Raw genomic sequence first — 20,845 nt, 5'->3', positions numbered from 1 at the left:
TAAAGTGCGGTGGTTTTTTATGAAATTTTTATTTAAAAAAACACCAAAAAATCCCACCGCACTTTTCCCCCTAACTCTGCCAAAAATCTGTTAAAATATCCCCACTTCAACGAATGATTAGCTAAGGATACGGTTATCGAAAATTGGCAGCGGGGCTTTGTTTTGCATCGCAGGGCGTACAGCGAAACAAGCTTATTGGTGGATTTGTTTACGGAAGATACGGGGCGTTTGACGGCGATCGCGAAAGGGGCGAGAACAAAACGTTCTGCGTGGAAAAGCATTTTGCAGCCGTTTACGCCGTTGCTTCTGCGTTGGACTGGAAAAGGGGAACTGAAAACCCTGACCAAAGCCGAAGCTGCATCGCTCACTTTGCCAATGCAGCCTACGGCGCTTTATAGCGGTTTTTATGTGAATGAATTGCTGATGCGTTTGCTGGCTGTTGAGACCCCTTATCCTGAGATTTTCCAAGACTATCTAAAATGTATTACGGGCTTGGCGAGTGTGTCTGAGTCTGTCGAACCAAGTCTACGAACCTTTGAATTTCAATTACTTACAGCAATGGGCTATGGCATTGATTTTTGCCATTGTGCCGGTTCAGGTGAGCCTGTCGATGAAAATATGACCTATCGTTATCGCGAAGAAAAAGGCTTTATTGCTTCTTTAATTAAGGATAATCTCACTTTTTATGGCAGAGAACTGCTGGCGTTTGAGCGGCGAGAGTTTCACGATCAGGCGGTGTTGCAAGCGGCGAAACGCTTTATTCGCATTGCCTTGAAACCTTATTTAGGCAGTAAACCGTTGAAAAGTCGAGAATTATTCACCCAACATATTTTGTATCAGAAATAACCTATGGCATTACTTTACTCCCCGAAAAAAGTGGAAAAAAACCACCGCACTTTTACCGCGCAAGTACAAGATTTAGATTATCAAGGGCTAGGCGTGGCAAAAATTCAAGGTAAAACGTGGTTTATCGAAAATGCGCTGCCGGATGAAAAGGTGCAGGTCGATGTTTTGGAAGAAAAGCGTCAATATGGCAAAGGGGTTGCGAAAAAATGGTTGCAAACTAGCCCACAGCGTATGCAGCCTGCTTGTGCTCATTATGCAAAATGTGGTGGCTGCCAAACTCAGCATATTCCCTTGGCAATGCAGCGGGAAGCTAAAGAGCACGCATTATTTCAGCGTTTAACGAAATTGCAAGCTGAACCTATCACCTTAATGCCTCGAATTGTGGGTAGCCAATGGCATTATCGCCGCCGTTTACGTTTGAGTATTTATTGGGATAAAAAGCAGGGACTGCGCATTGGTTTTCGCCAAAAAAATTCGCAAAATATTGAGCCAGTGCAGTCTTGTCTTGTTATCGAAACACCACTCAATAATTTGTTGCCAAAAATCACCGCACTTTTGCAAAACTGGTCTAACCCGAAAAATTTAGGCCATATCGAACTGGTGCGCGCGGATAACGGTGTGGCATTATTGCTACGTCATCAAAAAAATTTGACAGAAAACGACCGCACTTTGTTACTTGAATTTGCTCGCCAAGAACACTTAATGCTGTTTGTGCAAGATGATGTGCAAATTCAGCAACTTTATGGCGAAAGCCCTTATTATGAATTGAACAATGGGCAACGGCTGCATTTTGATGTGCGGGATTTTATTCAGATTAATCCGCAACTCAATCAAGCAATGATTGACACCGCACTAGATTGGCTCAAGTTAAATGCACAAGATCAGGTGCTGGATTTATTCTGCGGAATGGGCAATTTCACCTTGCCTATAAGCCGTCAAGCCAAGCAAGTGGTGGGCGTAGAGGGCGTGGCGGAAATGGTGCAGAAAGCGACACAAAATGCGGAACGAAATGGCTGTAAAAATGTCCAATTTTATCAAGGCGATCTGGCACAATCTTTTGCTGCCCAACAGTGGGCAAGCCAAGCATTTAGTAAGATTTTGCTCGATCCCCCACGCACGGGCGCGGCATTTGCAATGCCATTTTTGTGTCAGTTACAGGCAGAAAAAGTGTTGTATGTGTCTTGCAATCCTGCGACATTAGTACGCGATGCACAAATGCTGTTGCAAGCAGGCTATCAATTAACTCAAGTGGCAATGATCGATATGTTCCCAAATACAGGGCATTTGGAGAGCATTACTCTCTTTGAACGGAAATAATAAATAGGAAGACGTTATGGTTGCTGTTCGAGGTTCACACCTACTTAACCCGAAAGATTTTGTGATTGAGCAATGGAGCGAAAGCTTGGGGCTTTCTTCTGAGCTGGCAGAGAAATTGGTGCTGGCTTGGCATTATTCGCAAGATAAAATCCAGCAGCACCAAAACACGGTGGAAAATCCGCAGATGCATTGTTCGCTATTTTCAGGGGTGGAAATGGTGGAAATTTTGCACAGCCTGAATATGGATAGTGAAAGCCTTATCACGGCAATGATTTATCCCGTGGTGAGCCATAATATTGTTGCGCTGGAGCAAATTAGCGAAGATTTTGGCACAGCGATTAGCAAGCTGGTGAAAGGTGTGCTGGAAATGGATAACATTCGCCAGTTAAACGCGAGCCATTCTGCCAATTCCCTGCAAGTGGATAATGTGCGCCGTATGCTGTTGGCGATGGTGGACGATTTTCGTTGCGTGATTATCAAACTGGCTGAACGTATTGCCTTTTTGCGTGATGCGGAAAATTGCTGTTCGGAAGAAGAGAAAGTGCTGGCAGCAAAAGAATGCGCCAATATTTATGCACCTCTTGCCAATCGTTTAGGAATTGGGCAGCTGAAATGGGAGTTGGAAGATTATTGCTTCCGCTATTTGCACCCTGAACAGTATCGAATGATCGCCAAGTTGCTGAAAGAACGCCGTTTAGATCGTGAGCAATATATTGCAGATTTTGTGGCAGATCTCACCCGCTATTTACAAGAAAATATCGATCAAGTGGAAGTGTATGGCCGCCCGAAACATATTTATAGCATTTGGCGGAAAATGCAGAAAAAACACTTAGAATTTAGTGATTTATATGATGTTCGCGCGGTGCGCGTGATCGTCCAAAAGCTGCAAGATTGTTATTCTGCCCTTGGCATTGTGCATACCCACTTTAAACATTTACCGAAAGAATTTGATGATTATGTGGCAAACCCGAAACCGAACGGCTATCAATCCATTCATACCGTAGTGTTGGGTAAAGGCGGCAAACCCGTGGAAGTTCAGATTCGCACTCAACAGATGCACGATGATGCCGAGCTTGGTGTGGCGGCACACTGGAAATATAAAGAGGGCGTAACGGGGCGCTCAGCCTATGAAGATAAAATTGCGTGGTTGCGTAAATTATTAGCGTGGCAAGATGATATTACCGATTCTGGCGAAGTGATTGCCGAGTTGCGCAGCCAAGTGTTTGATGATCGGGTTTATGTGTTTACCCCAAAAGGCGAAGTGATCGACCTGCCAACAGGCTCAACGCCGTTGGATTTTGCTTATGCCATTCATAGTGAAATCGGGCACCGTTGCATTGGTGCGAAAGTGGGCGGACGCATTGTGCCCTTTACTTATCAGCTGCAAATGGGCGATCAAATTGAGATCATCACGCAAAAAACACCAAACCCAAGCCGAGATTGGCTTAATCCGAATTTAGGTTTCACTAACACCAGCAAATCGCGCGCTAAAATTGCGGCGTGGTTTAAGAAATTAGATCGCGATAAAAATATTCCAGCAGGTAAAGAGCTGTTAGAAAATGAAATTGCACGTTTAGGCATTGCACTCAAGCAAGTGGAGCAGTATGCCTTGCCGCGTTACAATCTGAAAAATTTAGAAGATTTGTATGCAGGCATTGGCGGCGGCGATATTCGCCTTAATCAGCTGATTAACTTTTTGCAAAGCAAACTGATTAAAACCACGCCACAAGAAACAGACGAACAGATTTTACGCCACGTTGCACAGAAAAGTGCGGTGAATTCTGCGCAAAAAAATGAGTCAAAAGGCTATGTGATCGTAGAAGGTGTGGGCAATTTAATGCACCACATCGCACGTTGTTGCCAGCCAATTCCCGGTGATGACATTGTGGGCTACATCACAATGGGGCGTGGCATTTCTATTCACCGCAGTGATTGCGAACAGTTTTTAGAATTGCAAGCCAGCCACCCAGAACGCGTGGTGGAATCCATTTGGGGCGAGAACTATGCCAGCGGTTTCCGCATTAGTATTCGCATTATCGCCAGTGATCGCCATGGCTTGCTGCGTGATATTACCACCGTGTTGGCTAATGAAAAGATCAGCGTGCTAGGCGTGTCTAGCCGTACGGATACGAAAAAACAAATCGCTACGATGGATATGGAAATTGAGCTAAACAACGTGCAAATGCTGAGTAAAATCCTCGCCCGTTTAGCAAAATTAGATGATGTGATCGAAGCAAAACGTTTATAAGAAAAATGTTTTAAGAAAAAATAAGTGCGGTGGTTTTTCGTGTCATTTTGTTGCGATTAAAGTGAAAAAATCGCGTTGTCGCATTCAATGAGTTAAAAGGAAAGAAAATTGGAAAAAACAACGGGCTTGACCCATTTAATCAAATCCACAGGCTATTCAATGCAAGGCTTAAAAAGTGCTTTCAAAAATGAAACAGCCTTTCGTCACGAAGTGTTTTGTGCGTGCATTTTAATCCCTTTGGCGTTTTTCTTGGCTGATGACAAAATCGAATTAATCTTGATGATTGGTTCAGTGTTGTTAGTGTTAGCAGTAGAATTGCTCAATAGCGCGGTTGAAGCCGTGGTGGATCGCATTGGCACGGAACATCACGAACTTTCAGGACGGGCGAAAGATCAAGGCTCAGCCGCCGTGTTTGTCACATTGATCATCGTTGCGCTAACTTGGGGAGCTATCCTTTTTTTCTAATAAAAAAGTGCGGTGTAAAATTTGTATATTTTTGAAAGGCATTGGGGTAACCCAATGCTTTTTTCATTCTATCCTTGATGCCTTATGCTTATTAAGTGCCTGTTTCTATTCCACAGAAAAATTTGTGATTTTTCGACCGCACTTAAGGATAAGGGCTATGTGTAATCCTTCTTTCTTTTATAGAAAAGAAAAGTGCGGTGCAAAAATTTTGAGTTTTTCTGTTTCCTTTGAATAATGGTTTTTATTTCATCAAAATGATGATTTCTATTTTAGGACGCAGTTTTCTTGTTTAACATATCAATCATCTCTTTTCCATGATGCGCTATTGTTTCTTTATTCCATTCTTGTATATCCATCATTAGAGATAATTTTAAACTTAAATTTTGATTTTTACCAAAATTTTCAACCTTCGCTTTAGGCATATTATTAGAAAATTTAGCATTCATACTTGATGAAATCAAACATAAATTCCCAAAAGAATGCAAGGTGTCATCATCTAAAAACTCACCATTCACTGGCGTTTGCGGATAAAAATGTTCCACTGAACTGCGAAAAGTAAATGCAAAGTTTTGATATTTCCCCATTTTATTTTTCCACAATAAATAATCTAAGCGGTTAAAAATAAAATTCGGTACCCTTGTTCCTGAATTTAATATTTCCTCTTTTGCTGAATTGGCTGTAATATTGAGTGCTTTCTCATTTTGAGTGATTAAATCAAAGAAATCCGTATTTTCACCATAATAACCAAAATAATACTTGTCGCTTAAATTTTCTAAAAATGAAATATAGCCAACAGAGGTTTTATCCGTATTCTGATATAACCAACGTAACACTGCATACAGCCAGTTTTTATAATTTCGTGATGGGAGCGAAACATGGAACATTGATAGCAGCATAACTATCTTTTTCTGTTCTTCTGTATCACCAAAACTATTATTATATTGATAGCTACTTTTTTTATTTGTTTGTGGCTGGATTTTTAATAATGACCAATTATCATATTCTTTGCTATTATCTGATTTAATAACATAGCAATCAAATAGATAACGACATTTTAATAGTAGGTAAGCAAAGTTTTTAATTTTATCAAGATCAAAATCTTCAATTTTAAAACTGTCTAGCAAAGTTTTTTCATCTAATGCAATCTCCCGTGCCTGTTGTAAATCATTGTCCAGATAAATACGCAAAACGTGTAGCAAAAAATTAGGAAAATCAATCACTGGATTAAATCGTTCAGAAGTTTCTTCTTCCTTGGCAACCTCTCCGATTTTTACGTTATTATCAATAATATTTTTCATAGTAAATTTCTTATTACTATCTTCTATTCCAGAAGTTTCAGAGAACGTTTGTGTATTACTGGCTTCATTTTGCTCAAAAACGTTTGCAATTTCATCAAAATCTTTAAGCTGTATTTGTTGCCAATTATCGCCAAAAATTTGTTTTCTAATTTCAGGCTTAAATCCCATAACCACATAGCGATTCATGTCCGAACATGCATCCCAAATATTGGCAAGAGTTACCTGAAAAAATGCTGTATTTTTATGAGCAGTAGAGGAAGATAAATCAGCTAAGTGGCTCATAAAACGGGCTTTTAAAATTTCGTGTTTTTCTAATTGTTCACCTCGTGTATTCATTATCTCAAAATAATGATTCAAATCGGTTTTTGGCGGGACTTCTGTACGGATAATTTTCACATTATTTAAAATAAACAGAATAAAATCTTTTAAATTAATATTTTCAGCCTTAACCAAATTATTCCAATGTCGTTTAATAGATTGCATCGCGTCCTTAAAATTCCACGGTAGATTTTCAGGTTGCTGCAAACTATCCAATGCTTTATTGGATTCATCACGGTATTCAAATGAAAGATTGCGTCCAGCAAATAAGGTATCAGTCAGTTTGTTTTGCAATAAAAACGCTTTAATTAAGGTGAATGTGGTTAAACGCTGTTGTCCATCAATAACTTCAAATTTATTATCTTTTCGACAATAAACAACCAAACTGCCAACATAATAGTCTTGCACTTTTCGTTCATAGGCTTTAACTAAATCAGTCAATAACTCTTCAATTTCTTTGTCGCCCCAAGCGTAATTACGTTGATAAATGGGGATAATATAATTATCTTCACACAATAGGTTTGTAATAGTCAGTATTTTAATTTGTGTTTTTTCTTGGCTCATTTTGCTTACTCTTTATTCTCAATACCTAAAATTTCTTTAATTTTTTTATCAATATTTTCAAATTTAATATTTTGAATAGTCAGATTGTTAAATAGCATAACATTTTCTGGTGTGTAGCTATGTTCTAAATAAGTTAATAGGCTATTTCTCTCCGTTGCAGCATTATCAATTGTCGCAAAAGTAATGCGTTGCCATTCAATGCGTATTCGATATACCCAAATAAACGCTTTATTAACAAAGGCATTCAATCGTTCCTCACCAAATTTATCAAAATAAGCGAATACTAAGCACTCAAATAAACTGCGTAAATAGCGGTCTCCCGTACGATAAGCTCCTTGATGATTGTCTAAAAAATTGATTAAATTTGTACCTAAGTCAATACCATTCACTTCTCTGATTTCACACAATAGCCCCGTTTCTTTATTAAATAATTGATTGTATATTTTTCGATAATGTTCGATATATTGAAAAAAATATTCCCCATCAATAATGGTTTGCTTGGCTTGAAAGTTGGGTTGGGAAAATTGTGAGTGAAATAAAAAAGGGTTGACTGAGGTAAATTTTGCTAATGCTTGATAAGCTAAAGTAGTCTGTATATAAGGATAAGAGGAAGTTTCGGAAACACCTTTAAAAATAGTTAATTTATTGCTGGTAAAATGTTCGCCACTTTGCCCGATTTGCCATGCACGTAGCCTGAAAAGTATTTGATTGATAATTTTGTGTAAATTAGGCGTGTGTTCATCTGCAAGAGCGGCTTGTTCCCATCCTGAAACACAGTGATAAATGCGATCCTCTGGTTTCCCTCGCATAGCTCTCAGATGATAGGCTTTAAGTAAATCATAGGATTCTAGTGATTTACCGCGTGCATTTTGTGAATCAAAAAATTGAAAAGCTTCATCTAAATTATTTAATTCTACACAAACCATTTCGCAGATTGATAAAATGTATTTTTTAAAGCCTTCTTTATCAATATCCGTATTTTCTTTTAAAAAGTCTTTAATAAAATTATAATTTTGAATTAGATTTTTTTGGCTAATGGTATGTGGATATTCTTGATCTAATAACTGTAATTTTTGTTCAGCTTCTTTCAGTTTTAAACAATACAATAATAGAGTCAATGTAGTTAAACGCTGTTGCCCATCAACAATATCATTTCTGTTATCATATTGATGTAAGACTACTGTGCCAATCCGATAAGTCTGATTTTGTTCAAAATGCTTCAACAAATCATTTAACAATTGCTGCACATGATAAGTTTTCCATTTATAGGGACGTTGATAATTAGGTAGAGTCAGCTCTTTATTCAATAAATCTTCTATTTTAGAAATTATAACCTTAGGCTCTTTAGTATCTATCATTGATTGTCCTTGAATTTTGGTACAACTTAAAAATAAGTACTTTAAAGTGATCATGAATATCTTAGCTCATTTTTTGTAAAAAAATAACGCAATTTAAAATATTTCATATTGATTTCTTATTATTTTAGAGAATGCTATTCAGAATAGAGAGAACTTTTAGAGTGAATAGTTTATTACTTTTTGTGGTGATATTTTGTATAGTAATAAAGCCTGCATTATGCAGGCTTTTAGTACAAAGTGCAGTCTAAATTATTGCTGTTTTTTTATTATAAAACATCAACGCAATTCAAATCTTGGAAAGATTTTTCTAAGCGTTTAGACATTGATTCTTCAGATTTGCGTAACCAAACACGTGGATCGTAGTATTTTTTGTTTGGTGCATCTTCACCCTCTGGGTTGCCAAGCTGACCTTGAAGATAAGCTTCGTTGGCTTTGTAGAAGTTTAAAATACCTTCCCAAGCCGCCCATTGTGTATCTGTATCAATGTTCATTTTCACTGCGCCGTAGCTGATTGCTTCACGGATTTCTTCAGTTGATGAACCAGAACCGCCGTGGAAAACGAAATCTAATGATTTTGGTGGAAGACCACGTTCTTTAGAAACGAATTCTTGTGATGCACCTAAGATTGACGGTTTTAATTTTACGTTACCTGGTTTGTAAACGCCGTGTACGTTACCAAATGCTGCAGCAATGGTGAAACGTGGGCTTACTGGGTTTAATTGATCGTAAACGTAAAGTACGTCTTCAGGTTGAGTATATAAACGTGCTTCATCAACATCAGAGTTATCTACGCCGTCTTCTTCTCCACCTGTGATACCGATTTCAATTTCAAGAGTCATACCCATTTTGCTCATACGCGCAAGGTATTCACGGCAGATCGCCATATTTTCTTCCATTGGCTCTTCAGAAAGGTCGATCATATGTGATGAGAAAAGTGGTTTGCCTGTTTCAGCGAAATGTTTTTCACCCGCTTCTAATAGGCCGTCAATCCAAGGTAATAATTTTTTCGCTGCGTGGTCAGTGTGAAGAATTACTGGCACACCGTATTCAGCAGCTAATTCGTGAACGTGTTTTGCCCCTGCAATTGCACCCAATACATCAGGACGCGCGCCGCTTGCTGGTTTAATGCCTTTCCCAGCGTAGAATTGCGCACCGCCGTTAGAGAACTGGATAATTACAGGCGCTTTAACGCGTGCTGCGGTTTCTAATACGGCATTCACAGAGTCTGTACCCACGCAGTTTACTGCTGGGATTGCGAAATTGTGTTCTTTTGCATAGTTGAAAACTTTTTGTACATCATCGCCTGTTAATACACCCGGTTTTACGATGTCTAATAATTTTGCCATTTTTCTGTTTCCTATTGTTATATTAAGAGATTTCCGTATGAAAAGGGCGTACTGCACAAGCTACGCCCAATATCATTTAATTAGTTTTTCGCACGTTTTTCTAAGATTTCAACGGCTGGTAATACTTTGCCTTCTACGAATTCTAAGAACGCACCGCCACCAGTTGAAATGTAAGAAATTTTATCTTTGATGCCGAATAAATCAATCGCCGCAAGGGTATCACCGCCACCTGCGATAGAGAATGCACCGTTTTCTGTTGCTTCTACAATGGCATCTGCCACGACTTTTGTACCATTACGGAAGTTAGGGAATTCAAACACGCCCACTGGCCCATTCCAAAGAATGGTTTTTGCGCTTCTAATGATTTTCGCTAATTCTTCTGCGGATTTTTCGCCAATATCGAAGATAGATTCATCTGCTTTAATGTCATCAACAGATTTTTCAATCGCTGGCGCAGTTTCAGAGAACTCTAAGCCTACACGCACATCTGTTGGCACTGGGATTTGTGTTGCTTTTGCTAAGCGTTGTGCTTCAGGGATTAAATCTGCTTCGTATAAAGATTTACCCACATCTTTGCCTTCTGCTGCGATAAAGGTGTTGGCGATACCGCCACCTACGATCAGTTGATCTGCTACTTTAGAAAGGGAATCTAACACGGTTAATTTAGTTGATACTTTTGAGCCACCCACAATAGCTAACATTGGACGTTGTGGCTCTTTTAAGGCTTTACCTAAGGCATCTAATTCCACCGCTAATAATGGGCCTGCACAAGCGATCGGGGCAAATTCTGCTACACCATAAGTTGAAGCTTGCGCACGGTGTGCTGTACCAAAAGCGTCCATCACAAAGACATCGCAAAGTGCGGCGTATTTTTTACCTAATTCTGGATCGTTTTTCTTTTCACCTTTGTTGATACGCACGTTTTCAAGTACAACGATTTCACCGTCATTCACTTCTACGCCGTCTAAATAATCACGCGCTAAACGCACGTTAAAACCTGCGTCTTTTAAGTAATCAACCACAGGTTGGAGGGAATCTTCAGGTTTAAATTCGCCTTCGGTTGGGCGACCTAAGTGAGAAGTAACCATCACTTTCGCACCTTTTTCAAGGGCGAGTTTTAAGGTTGGAATGGTTGCTTGAATACGCGCATCAGACGTTACTTTGCCGTCTTTTACTGGCACATTCAGGTCGGCACGAATAAATACGCGTTTGCCTGTTAAATCTAGGTCGGTCATTTTAATTACTGACATAATTTACCCTCTTTATATAGTTTAAAAATAAATAGAACTGCTCGCATTATACCTAGTTCAAGCTAGATTGTAACTGCTTTAGATCAAATTATCCGCTGGATTTTTTTAATTCTCAGAAATAATAGATCTTTCAACACTTCAAATTGAGCCACATTTGCCTAGCGCGGACAATCCATCACTTGCCACTGTAAATCATAGCAAATAAATAATTCATTATGGCTTGCGCCCAAATATGCCCCTTTCAGCTGCGGGTTATGTTTTTTTAACCAAGCAAACAATTCTTTACGCGGTAAATTGCGATCAGGTAAATTCAAAGTGCGGTATAAATTTTGCTGTTTTTCAAAATAAGCATTGGCATTTTTGAAAGCGCAAGCGCCGTGCTTTTCCCATTCTCCTTGTAACAAATTGGCACTCGGGCTATCGGCTAAATATTTTTTGATAATTGCGGGATCAACCATCGGTAAATCGCCACGACAAAAACGCGGGTGGTCGCTCACCGAATGGGCATTAGCATTTTGCGGCCATAAGCCGTGGATCACCCAGCCATATTGCTGTGTACCACATTGGCTCATTAAAGATTGCGGCAAATTGCCGTTGTAACGCTCTTTTTGCGCTTGGCAAAATCCCGGCGACCAAGACAACGCCAGCATATAATAATCCACGGGTGCGCTTTTATTTTGCCCAATGGCGTCATCGCGCATAATGTAATCATAATTATTGCTAAGCGATGCTTGTGTATTTTGTTGCGTTGATGTCTTTGCTTGATTTTGCTGAGATTGCGCCGTAGCTTCAGGCTGATGTGTTTTTTCGCTAGGCTGAAAATAATTCCAAATCAATGCAATGCCTGCAATGATTAATGTGCCTACAAAAGAAAGTCCTTTACTGTTTTTCTTGCTCATTTTGTTTTGCCTATTTAATTTTCCTTGCCGATTCTTTATAATCTCGCCCTTTCAATGATTTTACGGGGAATTTATGGCACTTTTAATTACAGATAAATGCACAAATTGCGATATGTGCTTGCCAGAATGCCCCAATGATGCCATTTCCGTGGGCGATGACATTTATGTAATCGATCCCAACCTTTGCACCGAATGCGTGGGGCATTATGATACTCCAACTTGCCAAAAAGTTTGCCCGATCACCAACTGCATTAAGCCCGATCCCGAGCATCAAGAAAGCGAAGCCCAATTGTGGGAACGCTTTGTGTTAATTCATCATTCTGATCAGTTATAGCCATTTAAAGGGTTTTCTCCGCCCATTTCGCCAATAACACGCCTGCTGCCACCGCAACATTCAGGCCCGCTTTCAGCGGATTGGCAAGGGATAAATTGACTACTTCATCGTGATTTTTTGCCAAATTTTCGCCCGCACTTTCGCTTAAAACAAAGGCCACTTTATCGCTCAATTTCAGCTGAGCAAACGGTTTCGCTTGCTTGCTTTGGCTTAAATGCACGATTTGATAGCCTTTTTCACGCAATTTTTCTAACGCCTGTTCACTGCTATCGGCAAGTAAAGTATGCACATATTCTGCACCACCTTCTGCCACACGCATTGCCGCGGCAGAATTTAGCAAATCGGCTTCGCTTAACACTAAACCTTTCACGCCATAGACCGCACAAGTTCGCACGATCCCACCAATATTATGTGCGTTATGCACATTATCGAGTAAGATCAACGCATCTTTTTCACGTGGAATATCTAAATAACCGCTCAACGTAAAATGACGTGGCTTTTTCACCAACATACAAATGCCATTGTGGTGTTCCGTGCCGCTCACCAGCGCAAGCTCTTTGCTATCGACAACGTGATAGACTTTTTTATTCGCCGCCAAATAGCTAAATAACTCACCCACACGGTGCGCCATTTCCACGGTTGTCCACACGCGAACAATACTTTCAGGACGCTCTGCAAATAAGGCAAGACACGTATTTTCGCCATACACTTTCATTTCTTCTGCGCGATTTTTCTTAATCTTTTCTGGCGCGCGAGGGGAAAGTGGGCCAGTTTTTTTCTGTTTTTCTTTCACGCCAGTGCTTTTTATCACCACTTTCACATTGGCTGTACCGCGCGCATTTCCCATCGTCAATTCTGTGCGTTGTTGCACTTTTTCCGCGGATTTTGTCGGTGTTCTTTCACGCGAGAAAGTGCGTTTGTCGTCCTTTTTGCCACGCGAAGAATGAGGGGAAAAGTGCGGTGCTTTTTTATCTTGTTTTTCGCCAGAATAGCGTTCATTGAAGCGTTTGCTGGAATCTGCTTGCTGGAAAGTCGGTTTTTTTGCGTTCATTTTATGTTGCCAAATTGTGATAAAAATGGGAAAAGTGGGCGAATTTTCACCGCACTTTGTGAGAAATTGAATGCATTATAGCGAAAAAATATCTTTTTTCTACCAAGCCAAGAAGTAAATATTGTAAACTACAAGGCTGAAAAAATGGATTATCAAAATTAGAGTAAAAAATTATGTTGATAAATAAAACGAAAAGGGCAGAAGAAAATTTGCAAGCCTTGCCGAGTTTGGCACTACAACCCTCGCAAATTGATTTTCTTCATCACCCTGCGGAATTTAAGCAACAAATTATCCAGCTTATTCGTGAAGCAAAAACGCGTATTTATATCACCGCACTTTATTGGCAAAATGATGACGCAGGGCAAGAAATTTTAAATGAAGTGTTTGCCGCTAAAAGCCGTAATCCCGAGCTTGAAGTGAAAATTTTTGTCGATTGGCATCGCGCACAGCGTAATTTGCTTGGCGCAGAAAAATCTGCCACCAACGCAGATTGGTACTGCGAACAACGTGCCATTCATCAATATGGTGAACACGCCCATTTGTTTTTCGGCGTGCCAGTGAACACGCGCGAAGTGTTTGGCGTATTGCATATTAAAGGCTTTATTTTTGATGATACCTTGTTATATAGCGGGGCGAGCATTAATAATGTGTATTTGCAGCAAAATGAAAAATATCGCTACGACCGTTATCATAAAATCACCCATTCAGCCCTTGCGGATTCAATGGTGAATTTCCTGCAACAATATCTATTGAGTAATCAAGCGGTATTGTCGTTGGATAATGCTGAACGTCCAAAAACCAAAGAAATTCGCCAGCATATTCGTGCATTCCGTAAAGGCTTGGCAACGGATGGGCAATATAAGTTTACGAGCGAGGAAAATTCTGGCCTAAAAATCACCCCACTTTTTGGCTTAGGCGGTGGTGCAAACCTGCTTAACCGTACGATTGAAGATCTTTTCCAAATCGTGCAAGAAAAATTGGTGATCTGTACGCCATATTTTAATTTTCCACGTCCATTACAACAAAAAATCCGCCGTTTATTACAAAAAGGCAAGCACATTGAAATTATCGTGGGCGACAAAACCGCCAACGATTTTTACATTCCCCCTTCACAGCCGTTCAAAATGGCGGGCGCACTGCCTTATTTATATGAAAGCAATTTACGCCGTTTCAGCCAAAAATTTGAACAGCAAATTAACCAAGGCCAGCTTGTTATTCGCACTTGGAAAGACGGCGAGAACAGCTATCACCTAAAAGGCGTATGGGTGGACGATAGCCATATTTTATTAACTGGCAACAACCTAAATCCGCGCGCTTGGCGTTTAGATGCAGAAAATGGCTTGCTCATTCAAGACCCAGCCCAACAGCTGCAAGCCCAAGTGCAACAAGAGCTAGCCTGCATCCGCCAACACACCACCCAACTAAAACACTACACGGAACTGGACGAACTCTCACAATACCCAGCCCCCGTGCAAAAACTACTAAAAAAATTCGCCCGTATCAAAGCGGATAAATTGGTGAAGATGATTTTGTAAAGTGGCTAAATCTCCCCTCTTTGCTAAAGAGGGGGACTTTGATGAAGAAAAACTGATAGTCTGAAATGAAAATAACCACAAAAGCACAGTGGAAAATTTCCGATTTTTTTACCGCACTTTGTGATTTTAGGGTATGCTAGGCACTTTCCTTATGGCTGAAATAGTTAAAAGATAGATAAAATGAGCAACGAAATTAAACTGAATTATCACAAAACCCATTTTCTGACGAGTGCGCCGAATATTCGCGTGTTGCCTGAAGATAGCGGTATGGAAATTGCCTTTGCAGGGCGTTCTAACGCAGGAAAATCCACTGCGCTTAACGCCTTGACCAATCAGAAAAACCTTGCCCGTACCTCCAAAACCCCAGGGCGAACGCAATTAATCAATGTGTTTGAAGTGGAACCGTTCTACAAATTGGTGGATTTACCAGGCTATGGCTATGCTGCCGTGCCTGAGCAAATGAAAATCCAATGGCAGAAGGCTTTGGGTGAATATTTGCAAAAACGTGAATGTTTAGGCGGTGTGGTGATTTTAATGGATATTCGCCATCCTTTGAAAGATTTAGACCAACAGATGATTGAATGGGCGGTGTCTGCTGATTTGCCAGTGCTGTTATTGCTTACCAAAGCAGATAAACTAAGCCAAAGTGCCGTGAGCAAGCAAGTGAAAATGGTGCGTGAAGCCATTTTGCCATTCCAAGGCGATGTGCAAGTAGAAGCCTTTTCCTCTCTGAAAAAACAAGGCATTGATAAACTAGCAAGAAAATTGGATAGCTGGTTTAGTGCTGTGATTGTGGAAGATGAAGACGCGTAATCAATGAAAAAGTGCAGGAAATTCTGCACTTTTTAAAATCAGTAATAATTCTGTAAAAATACCCTACCTAAAAACTTTCTCACTACATCAATAGACTGCCCGATCAATTTTCTCGATCCCGATCGCAAAAAAGTGCGGTGGGAATTTTCTTTGTTTTTGGCTTTTTCTATATTAGGTCTTCAAATGAAATGAGATAAAGGATAATAAATGTCGTTAGCCATCGTTTATAGCCGTGCGTCAATGGGGGTGCAAGCGCCGCTGGTTACTATTGAAGTGCATTTAAGCAACGGGAAGCCGGGCTTTACCCTTGTGGGCTTGCCAGAAAAAACGGTGAAAGAGGCGCAAGATCGCGTGCGAAGTGCGTTGTTGAATGCCAATTTTAAATACCCTGCCAAGCGGATTACGGTGAACCTTGCGCCTGCGGATTTACCTAAAGACGGCGGGCGTTTTGATCTACCCATTGCCATTGGGATTTTAGCCGCTTCTGAACAAGTTAATCCTGAACGTTTAAAGCAATTTGAGCTACTGGGTGAACTGGCTTTAACAGGTCAATTGCGCGGAGTTCACGGCATTATTCCAGCGATTTTAGCGGCTAAAAAAGTACGTCGTTGCCCGATTATTGCCAGACAAAATGCCAATGAAGCGGCTTTAGTCGCTGATCAAAAAAGTTATTTCGCGCAGAATTTATTAGAGGTGGTGCAATTTATTAATGAACAAGAAAAACTACCCCTTGCCACGGATTTAACCACGCAAAGTGCGGCGGATTTTCCCTTTAAAAACCAAGCAGATTTAACGGATATTATTGGTCAGCAACACGCTAAACGAGCCTTAACCATCGCCGCCGCAGGACAACATAATTTATTGCTTTTAGGGCCACCTGGTACGGGAAAAACAATGCTGGCGAGCCGTTTAACGGGATTATTGCCAGAAATGACCGAGCAAGAAGCCATAGAAACCGCCTCTGTAACTAGCCTTGTACAAAATGAGCTAAATTTTCAAAACTGGAAACAACGCCCATTTCGTGCGCCCCACCACAGTGCGTCTTTGCCTGCTTTGGTGGGTGGGGGGACGATCCCAAGACCAGGGGAAATTTCTCTTTCGCATAATGGTGTATTGTTTTTAGATGAGCTACCAGAGTTTGATCGCAAGGTGCTAGATGCTTTGCGTCAGCCGTTAGAAAGTGGTGAAATCATTATTTCACGCGCCAATGCGAAAATCTGTTTTCCAGCAAAATTTCAACTGATTGCGGCAATGAACCCAAGCCCTACTGGGCATTACAGTGGTGTGCATAATCGCACTTCACCGCAACAAGTGATGCGCTATTTGAATCGTCTTTCAGGGCCATTTTTAGATCGCTTTGATTTATCCATTGAAGTTCCGCTTTTGCCTAAAGGTGCATTACAACACATTGAGAATAAAGGGGAAACCAGCGAGCAAGTGCGGTCAAAAATTATTAAAGTTCGTGAAATTCAATTTGCACGCGCTGGAAAAATCAACGCACATTTAAGTAGTAAAGAAATTGAGCGAGATTGCAAAATTAGCTCGGAAGATGGCATTTTTCTTGAAAATACACTCACTCAATTAGGGCTTTCTGTGCGTGCTTATCACCGTATTTTAAAAGTGGCTCGCACCATTGCAGATCTAAATAACGAAAAGCAAATCCAACGCCCTCATTTGGCCGAAGCACTTTCCTATCGGGCGATGGATCGGCTGTTGCAGAAACTTTCAAAGAATTTAGGATAGGCTGAAATTTTATAGAATTTCTAACCGCACTTTATATTTGGTCTGAAAAAGAAAACAAGAAAAATTATTTTCTATCATCAATATTTTTTAGTAAATAATTCCCTTGTTCATCGCATAGGCTGCGGAAGCCTACGTTGGTGATTTTGAGTTTGGGATCACGGTTAATCTGGGAATAATCAAAATTTTCGTGGTGGTGGCCGTGGAAAATGTGCGTTGCGCCCATTTTTTTCGCCAGTTTGTTGAACACGGCAAAGCCAAGAGGGTGGGGGCTTGGTGCTTCGTGGGAGATGAGAATATCCGCTTGCAGATTTTCTAGTTGTTCAAAGTCAGAAGGAAAAATCGAGGTTCGGTGGCGCAATGGCAAACCACCGTGCCAAATTTTCTCTTGTGGACAATATTGGCAATAATGAATAGGGTCGAAAAAAACAGGTTTATTGGGCGGCATCCAAATTTGTCCACGGAATACGCCGCCTAATCCGGCAATGCGTTTGCCTTGAATAGTTTGTACGCGTCCGTGTAGGTTTCGGCTTTTCCATTCTGTTCCCCAAATGGCTTCAAAGGCGGCAACGGTTTTGCTGTCGTGGTTGCCGTGAATAAACCAGAGGTCGCAATATTGCGCCAATTTATCCAATTCTTCGGTGGTGGTGAGTTGTAAATCCCCGAGTATGACAAGGGCGATACCCTCTTGCTCTTGCACAAAAGGGTAAAGATGCTCGTATCTTCCGTGTGGGTCGCCTGCAAATAAGATCATAGGGGCTGTTATTCCTCAAAAATGGATTTATCGTTGTTTAGTTCGGGAAGCTCTTCTTCATTGAGAATTTTTTCTACAATGGATTTCACCTTATTATAACGCTCTAAATAGCTTGGTGATTCAATTTCAATATAAGGTACGTTATATTTATCCAATAATTTTTTCAATAATTGTTGGAAGCGTTGGCGCTGTTTGTGACTACCAAGGCTGCGCAAGCCATCATCCACCCATTTAGTGTTGTTGTTCAATAAAATCGTAATATCGAAAGGATATTCTTTGATCATTGAATCCAAAAACGGGTGCGCTTTGCCTTCATATTGAATACAAAATGCTTGCGTGGTGATGAAGTCTGTATCCACAATCGCGACTTTATGGGCGTGGCGCACGGCGTAATCAATATAACGTTGATGACCCAGCGCCATTTGTGGGTAATCAGAATATTGCATCGCTTGCTCATCACCCCCTAATTTTTCAAACACAAACTCACGTCCATATTCCCAGGCTGACGTGGTGTTGAAGACGGTGGCAAGTTTATTGACTAACACGGTTTTTCCGCTGCTTTCGCCGCCTAAAATGGCAATAGTTTTGGCGAAAAACGGACGCACTTCTTTCGGGATAAATTTCCAATAATGGAAAGGCGTATTACGAATTTTAGTGGCGGAAACGTTAAAGAATTGACGCTGCGGATCAACCAATTCCACCTGTAAATTCAAATATTTTTCGTAAGGTGCTTTGTCTTGCGGTTCGCTACTAAATACCACGCTAGGATTCACCTGCTTTTCTTCAAAAAGCTGTTTAACCCGTTCTGCCCACGCAGGCCAGCCGTTTGGATAGCTCGGCAAGCCATCTTCCACTAAATGATGAATAAAAATTTGGTTTTTCTGATATTTAAAAATTTGTTGCATCCAACGCAGGCGATCTTGCACTGTTGGCATACGCTTCATTTTGCTATCATAAAATAATTTCAGATCGCGTTCTGTATCGCTACACACCACAACGTGTACTTCATCAACCTTACTGAACGCTTCATAAATCATATTGATATGCCCAGTATGCACAGGGTAAAACTTGCCAAAAATCACCCCTACTTTTTTATCTTGTAGGTCAGTGATTTGTAGCACTTTATGCAAGGCTGACAACTTAGTCGCGCTTGGGTTTTTGATTTTGCCACTCACCAGCTGATTAAAATAAGCGCGGGTAATGTTGGCTTGCTCACAAACCTCGTTTACTTTTAGATTTAACTGCTTGCGTTTTTGTTGTAGATAGGCGAAAGCGGACATCTTGAAATTCCTTATATTGCCAAATTTATTCAGAAAAAAGACCGCACTTTTCGTTTAATATCAAAGTGCGGTGAGATTTTAGCGCGTTTCTTGCCCTTGATTTTGCGCTTGCAACAGGGCATCAACACGCTTTTCTAACTCGTTCAATTTCTCACGAGTACGCATTAAAACTTGGGTTTGCACATCAAACTCTTCACGGGTTACAACATCTAATTTAGCTAGTTGAGCTTGCAAAACCTGCTTGAATTTTGCTTCTGCATCTTTGCCAAGCTCTTTCATTCCTTGCGGTAAAGAATTTTGCACTTGTTGTATAATTTGCTCTATTTTTTGTGGATTTAGCATAAAGACCTCACATTATTGCGTCAATGTGGCATATTGTATGCAATATCGGCGCAAAGAAAAACATTTTTTCTCTATTTAGATTGCGTTATACTATGCAAGCATTCTCAGGGCAGGGCGAAATTCCCTACCGGTGGTAAGTGCAGCGCGCATAAGCCCACGAGCGTTTACTTGCAAAAGTAAAGTCAGCAGATTTGGTGAAAATCCAAAGCCGACAGTTAAAGTCTGGATGAAAGAGAATAAACAGATTTACCTTAGGTTAAATCTGCCTTTGTTATTGGATTTTCTTATCTAATGAAAAGCCTTTCCTCATCAGCCCTGATTCAAGTATCCATTAATTTTTTAACAGGTTTTTTACTATGAATCAGTCAATTTTATCCACATTTGGCACGCCACAAGAGCGTGTTGAAAAAGCCATTGAAGCTTTCAAACAAGGCAATGGCGTACTTGTTTTAGACGATGAAGATCGCGAAAATGAAGGGGATTTAATTTTCCCAGCGCAAACTATTGAACCAACACAAATGGCAAAACTTATTCGTTACGGTAGCGGTATTGTTTGTTTATGTTTAAGCGATGAAATTTGCCAGCAACTTGATTTGCCGCCAATGGTACAAAATAACACGAGCGTTAATAAAACGGCATTTACCGTAACCATTGAAGCCGCAGAGGGCGTATCCACAGGCGTTTCCGCAGCAGATCGTGTAACCACCATTAGAGCAGCCGTCGCAGATAATGCAAAACCGCAAGATTTACACCGCCCAGGGCATATCTTCCCATTAAGAGCAGCAGAGGGTGGCGTATTAAAACGCCGTGGACACACCGAAGCCTCCGTCGATCTTGCCGTGCTTGCAGGCTACAAACCTGCGGCGGTAATCTGTGAAATCACCAACGATGACGGCACAATGGCACGCACCCCTGAAATCATTAAATTCGCGAAAGAATTTGATTATCCCGTGATGACGATTGAAGATTTAGTGCAGTATCGTTTAAAAGGTGAGTAAAGAAATAGTGAAATAGCAGGATTTTCCCTGCTATTTTTTTATCCATAGGCTTTAAATTGTTTTATGCCTAGGGCTTTCTGCATTAAATT

18 protein-coding genes and 1 riboswitch are annotated in these 20,845 nt (G+C 40.6%); of the genes, 9 read left to right on the top strand and 9 right to left on the bottom strand.

Annotation, left to right across the window (positions count from 1 at the left end; genetic code table 11):
* Nucleotides 1-135 precede the first annotated feature (135 nt).
* From recO to ELZ61_RS02625, 4 genes are all read left to right on the top strand, one after another.
* The gene (gene recO, locus ELZ61_RS02640; RefSeq protein WP_126371222.1) at nt 136-846 is read left to right on the top strand and encodes a DNA repair protein RecO; all 711 of its coding nucleotides are present in this window, start codon (nt 136-138) and stop codon (nt 844-846) included.
* 3 nt (nt 847-849) lie between these two features.
* A complete protein-coding gene (gene rlmD, locus ELZ61_RS02635) occupies nt 850-2,163 on the top strand; it encodes a 23S rRNA (uracil(1939)-C(5))-methyltransferase RlmD (RefSeq protein ID WP_126371220.1) in 1,314 nt (437 codons plus the stop codon).
* 16 nt (nt 2,164-2,179) lie between these two features.
* Nucleotides 2,180-4,411, top strand: a complete 2,232-nt coding sequence (gene relA, locus ELZ61_RS02630; RefSeq protein WP_126371218.1) for a GTP diphosphokinase — start codon at nt 2,180-2,182, stop codon at nt 4,409-4,411.
* A gap of 108 nt (nt 4,412-4,519) precedes the next feature.
* The gene (locus ELZ61_RS02625; protein WP_103854489.1) at nt 4,520-4,876 is read left to right on the top strand and encodes a diacylglycerol kinase; all 357 of its coding nucleotides are present in this window, start codon (nt 4,520-4,522) and stop codon (nt 4,874-4,876) included.
* 269 nt (nt 4,877-5,145) lie between these two features.
* Here the strand turns inward: ELZ61_RS02625 and ELZ61_RS02620 are convergent, their stop codons facing one another.
* The 5 genes from ELZ61_RS02620 to ELZ61_RS02600 form a co-directional block, all read right to left on the bottom strand.
* Nucleotides 5,146-7,056 carry a DUF262 domain-containing protein gene (locus tag ELZ61_RS02620; RefSeq protein ID WP_126371216.1) on the bottom strand — a complete coding sequence of 637 codons (1,911 nt, stop codon included), beginning with the start codon at nt 7,054-7,056 and terminating at the stop codon, nt 5,146-5,148.
* Nucleotides 7,057-7,061: 5 nt separating this feature from the next.
* Complete coding sequence (locus tag ELZ61_RS02615) at nt 7,062-8,414, bottom strand: DUF262 domain-containing protein (protein ID WP_126371214.1); 1,353 nt, start codon at nt 8,412-8,414, stop codon at nt 7,062-7,064.
* A gap of 266 nt (nt 8,415-8,680) precedes the next feature.
* A complete protein-coding gene (gene fbaA / locus ELZ61_RS02610) occupies nt 8,681-9,760 on the bottom strand; it encodes a class II fructose-bisphosphate aldolase (protein ID WP_126371212.1) in 1,080 nt (359 codons plus the stop codon).
* Between the two features lie 80 nt (nt 9,761-9,840).
* Nucleotides 9,841-11,010 carry a phosphoglycerate kinase gene (locus ELZ61_RS02605; RefSeq protein WP_126371211.1) on the bottom strand — a complete coding sequence of 390 codons (1,170 nt, stop codon included), beginning with the start codon at nt 11,008-11,010 and terminating at the stop codon, nt 9,841-9,843.
* Nucleotides 11,011-11,168: 158 nt separating this feature from the next.
* Nucleotides 11,169-11,909 (bottom strand): ribonuclease T2 family protein, encoded by a 741-nt coding sequence (locus ELZ61_RS02600; RefSeq protein WP_126371209.1) that lies wholly within the window; start codon nt 11,907-11,909, stop codon nt 11,169-11,171.
* A gap of 73 nt (nt 11,910-11,982) precedes the next feature.
* Between ELZ61_RS02600 and ELZ61_RS02595 the strand changes: the two genes are divergently transcribed.
* Nucleotides 11,983-12,243: a YfhL family 4Fe-4S dicluster ferredoxin gene (locus tag ELZ61_RS02595; protein ID WP_017806339.1), complete on the top strand. Its 261-nt coding sequence runs from the start codon at nt 11,983-11,985 to the stop codon at nt 12,241-12,243.
* Between the two features lie 4 nt (nt 12,244-12,247).
* Here the strand turns inward: ELZ61_RS02595 and ELZ61_RS02590 are convergent, their stop codons facing one another.
* The gene (locus ELZ61_RS02590; RefSeq protein ID WP_126371207.1) at nt 12,248-13,294 is read right to left on the bottom strand and encodes a TrmH family RNA methyltransferase; all 1,047 of its coding nucleotides are present in this window, start codon (nt 13,292-13,294) and stop codon (nt 12,248-12,250) included.
* A gap of 173 nt (nt 13,295-13,467) precedes the next feature.
* On the opposite strand from ELZ61_RS02590, the gene pssA reads away from it, so the two are divergent.
* From pssA to ELZ61_RS02575, 3 genes are all read left to right on the top strand, one after another.
* On the top strand, nt 13,468-14,829 hold the full coding sequence (gene pssA, locus ELZ61_RS02585) for a CDP-diacylglycerol--serine O-phosphatidyltransferase (protein WP_126371205.1): 1,362 nt from the start codon (nt 13,468-13,470) through the stop codon (nt 14,827-14,829).
* 180 nt (nt 14,830-15,009) lie between these two features.
* Entirely contained in the window at nt 15,010-15,642 is a 633-nt protein-coding gene (yihA, locus tag ELZ61_RS02580; protein ID WP_126371203.1) for a ribosome biogenesis GTP-binding protein YihA/YsxC, read from the top strand.
* Nucleotides 15,643-15,849: 207 nt separating this feature from the next.
* Complete coding sequence (locus ELZ61_RS02575) at nt 15,850-17,385, top strand: YifB family Mg chelatase-like AAA ATPase (protein ID WP_126371201.1); 1,536 nt, start codon at nt 15,850-15,852, stop codon at nt 17,383-17,385.
* Between the two features lie 64 nt (nt 17,386-17,449).
* Here the strand turns inward: ELZ61_RS02575 and ELZ61_RS02570 are convergent, their stop codons facing one another.
* The 3 genes from ELZ61_RS02570 to ubiK form a co-directional block, all read right to left on the bottom strand.
* Complete coding sequence (locus ELZ61_RS02570) at nt 17,450-18,136, bottom strand: metallophosphoesterase family protein (protein ID WP_126371199.1); 687 nt, start codon at nt 18,134-18,136, stop codon at nt 17,450-17,452.
* An 8-nt stretch (nt 18,137-18,144) separates the two neighbouring features.
* On the bottom strand, nt 18,145-19,416 hold the full coding sequence (gene nadR, locus ELZ61_RS02565; RefSeq protein WP_103854511.1) for a multifunctional transcriptional regulator/nicotinamide-nucleotide adenylyltransferase/ribosylnicotinamide kinase NadR: 1,272 nt from the start codon (nt 19,414-19,416) through the stop codon (nt 18,145-18,147).
* A 78-nt stretch (nt 19,417-19,494) separates the two neighbouring features.
* Nucleotides 19,495-19,758, bottom strand: a complete 264-nt coding sequence (gene ubiK, locus ELZ61_RS02560) for a ubiquinone biosynthesis accessory factor UbiK (RefSeq protein ID WP_103855384.1) — start codon at nt 19,756-19,758, stop codon at nt 19,495-19,497.
* Between the two features lie 96 nt (nt 19,759-19,854).
* Nucleotides 19,855-20,000, top strand: a riboswitch (FMN riboswitch).
* Between the two features lie 114 nt (nt 20,001-20,114).
* Here ubiK and ribB point away from each other — a divergent pair.
* The gene (gene ribB / locus ELZ61_RS02555) at nt 20,115-20,756 is read left to right on the top strand and encodes a 3,4-dihydroxy-2-butanone-4-phosphate synthase (RefSeq protein ID WP_126371198.1); all 642 of its coding nucleotides are present in this window, start codon (nt 20,115-20,117) and stop codon (nt 20,754-20,756) included.
* Nucleotides 20,757-20,845: the final 89 nt, after the last annotated feature.

The organism is Avibacterium volantium (assembly GCF_900635775.1).
GTDB classification, from domain to species: domain Bacteria; phylum Pseudomonadota; class Gammaproteobacteria; order Enterobacterales; family Pasteurellaceae; genus Avibacterium; species Avibacterium volantium.
The sequence above is the reverse complement of the archived record's forward strand: the minus strand, read 5'-3'. Positions and strand labels throughout refer to the sequence as shown.

Coding starts and splice junctions, on each gene's coding strand:
- rlmD (WP_126371220.1), top strand. CDS start 850: ATGGCATTACTTTACTCCCCGAAAAAAGTGGAAAAAAACCACCGCACT.
- relA (WP_126371218.1), top strand. CDS start 2,180: ATGGTTGCTGTTCGAGGTTCACACCTACTTAACCCGAAAGATTTTGTG.
- ELZ61_RS02620 (WP_126371216.1), bottom strand. CDS start 7,056: ATGAGCCAAGAAAAAACACAAATTAAAATACTGACTATTACAAACCTA.
- ELZ61_RS02615 (WP_126371214.1), bottom strand. CDS start 8,414: ATGATAGATACTAAAGAGCCTAAGGTTATAATTTCTAAAATAGAAGAT.
- fbaA (WP_126371212.1), bottom strand. CDS start 9,760: ATGGCAAAATTATTAGACATCGTAAAACCGGGTGTATTAACAGGCGAT.
- ELZ61_RS02605 (WP_126371211.1), bottom strand. CDS start 11,010: ATGTCAGTAATTAAAATGACCGACCTAGATTTAACAGGCAAACGCGTA.
- ELZ61_RS02600 (WP_126371209.1), bottom strand. CDS start 11,909: ATGAGCAAGAAAAACAGTAAAGGACTTTCTTTTGTAGGCACATTAATC.
- ELZ61_RS02595 (WP_017806339.1), top strand. CDS start 11,983: ATGGCACTTTTAATTACAGATAAATGCACAAATTGCGATATGTGCTTG.
- ELZ61_RS02590 (WP_126371207.1), bottom strand. CDS start 13,294: ATGAACGCAAAAAAACCGACTTTCCAGCAAGCAGATTCCAGCAAACGC.
- pssA (WP_126371205.1), top strand. CDS start 13,468: ATGTTGATAAATAAAACGAAAAGGGCAGAAGAAAATTTGCAAGCCTTG.
- yihA (WP_126371203.1), top strand. CDS start 15,010: ATGAGCAACGAAATTAAACTGAATTATCACAAAACCCATTTTCTGACG.
- ELZ61_RS02575 (WP_126371201.1), top strand. CDS start 15,850: ATGTCGTTAGCCATCGTTTATAGCCGTGCGTCAATGGGGGTGCAAGCG.
- ELZ61_RS02570 (WP_126371199.1), bottom strand. CDS start 18,136: ATGATCTTATTTGCAGGCGACCCACACGGAAGATACGAGCATCTTTAC.
- nadR (WP_103854511.1), bottom strand. CDS start 19,416: ATGTCCGCTTTCGCCTATCTACAACAAAAACGCAAGCAGTTAAATCTA.
- ubiK (WP_103855384.1), bottom strand. CDS start 19,758: ATGCTAAATCCACAAAAAATAGAGCAAATTATACAACAAGTGCAAAAT.
- ribB (WP_126371198.1), top strand. CDS start 20,115: ATGAATCAGTCAATTTTATCCACATTTGGCACGCCACAAGAGCGTGTT.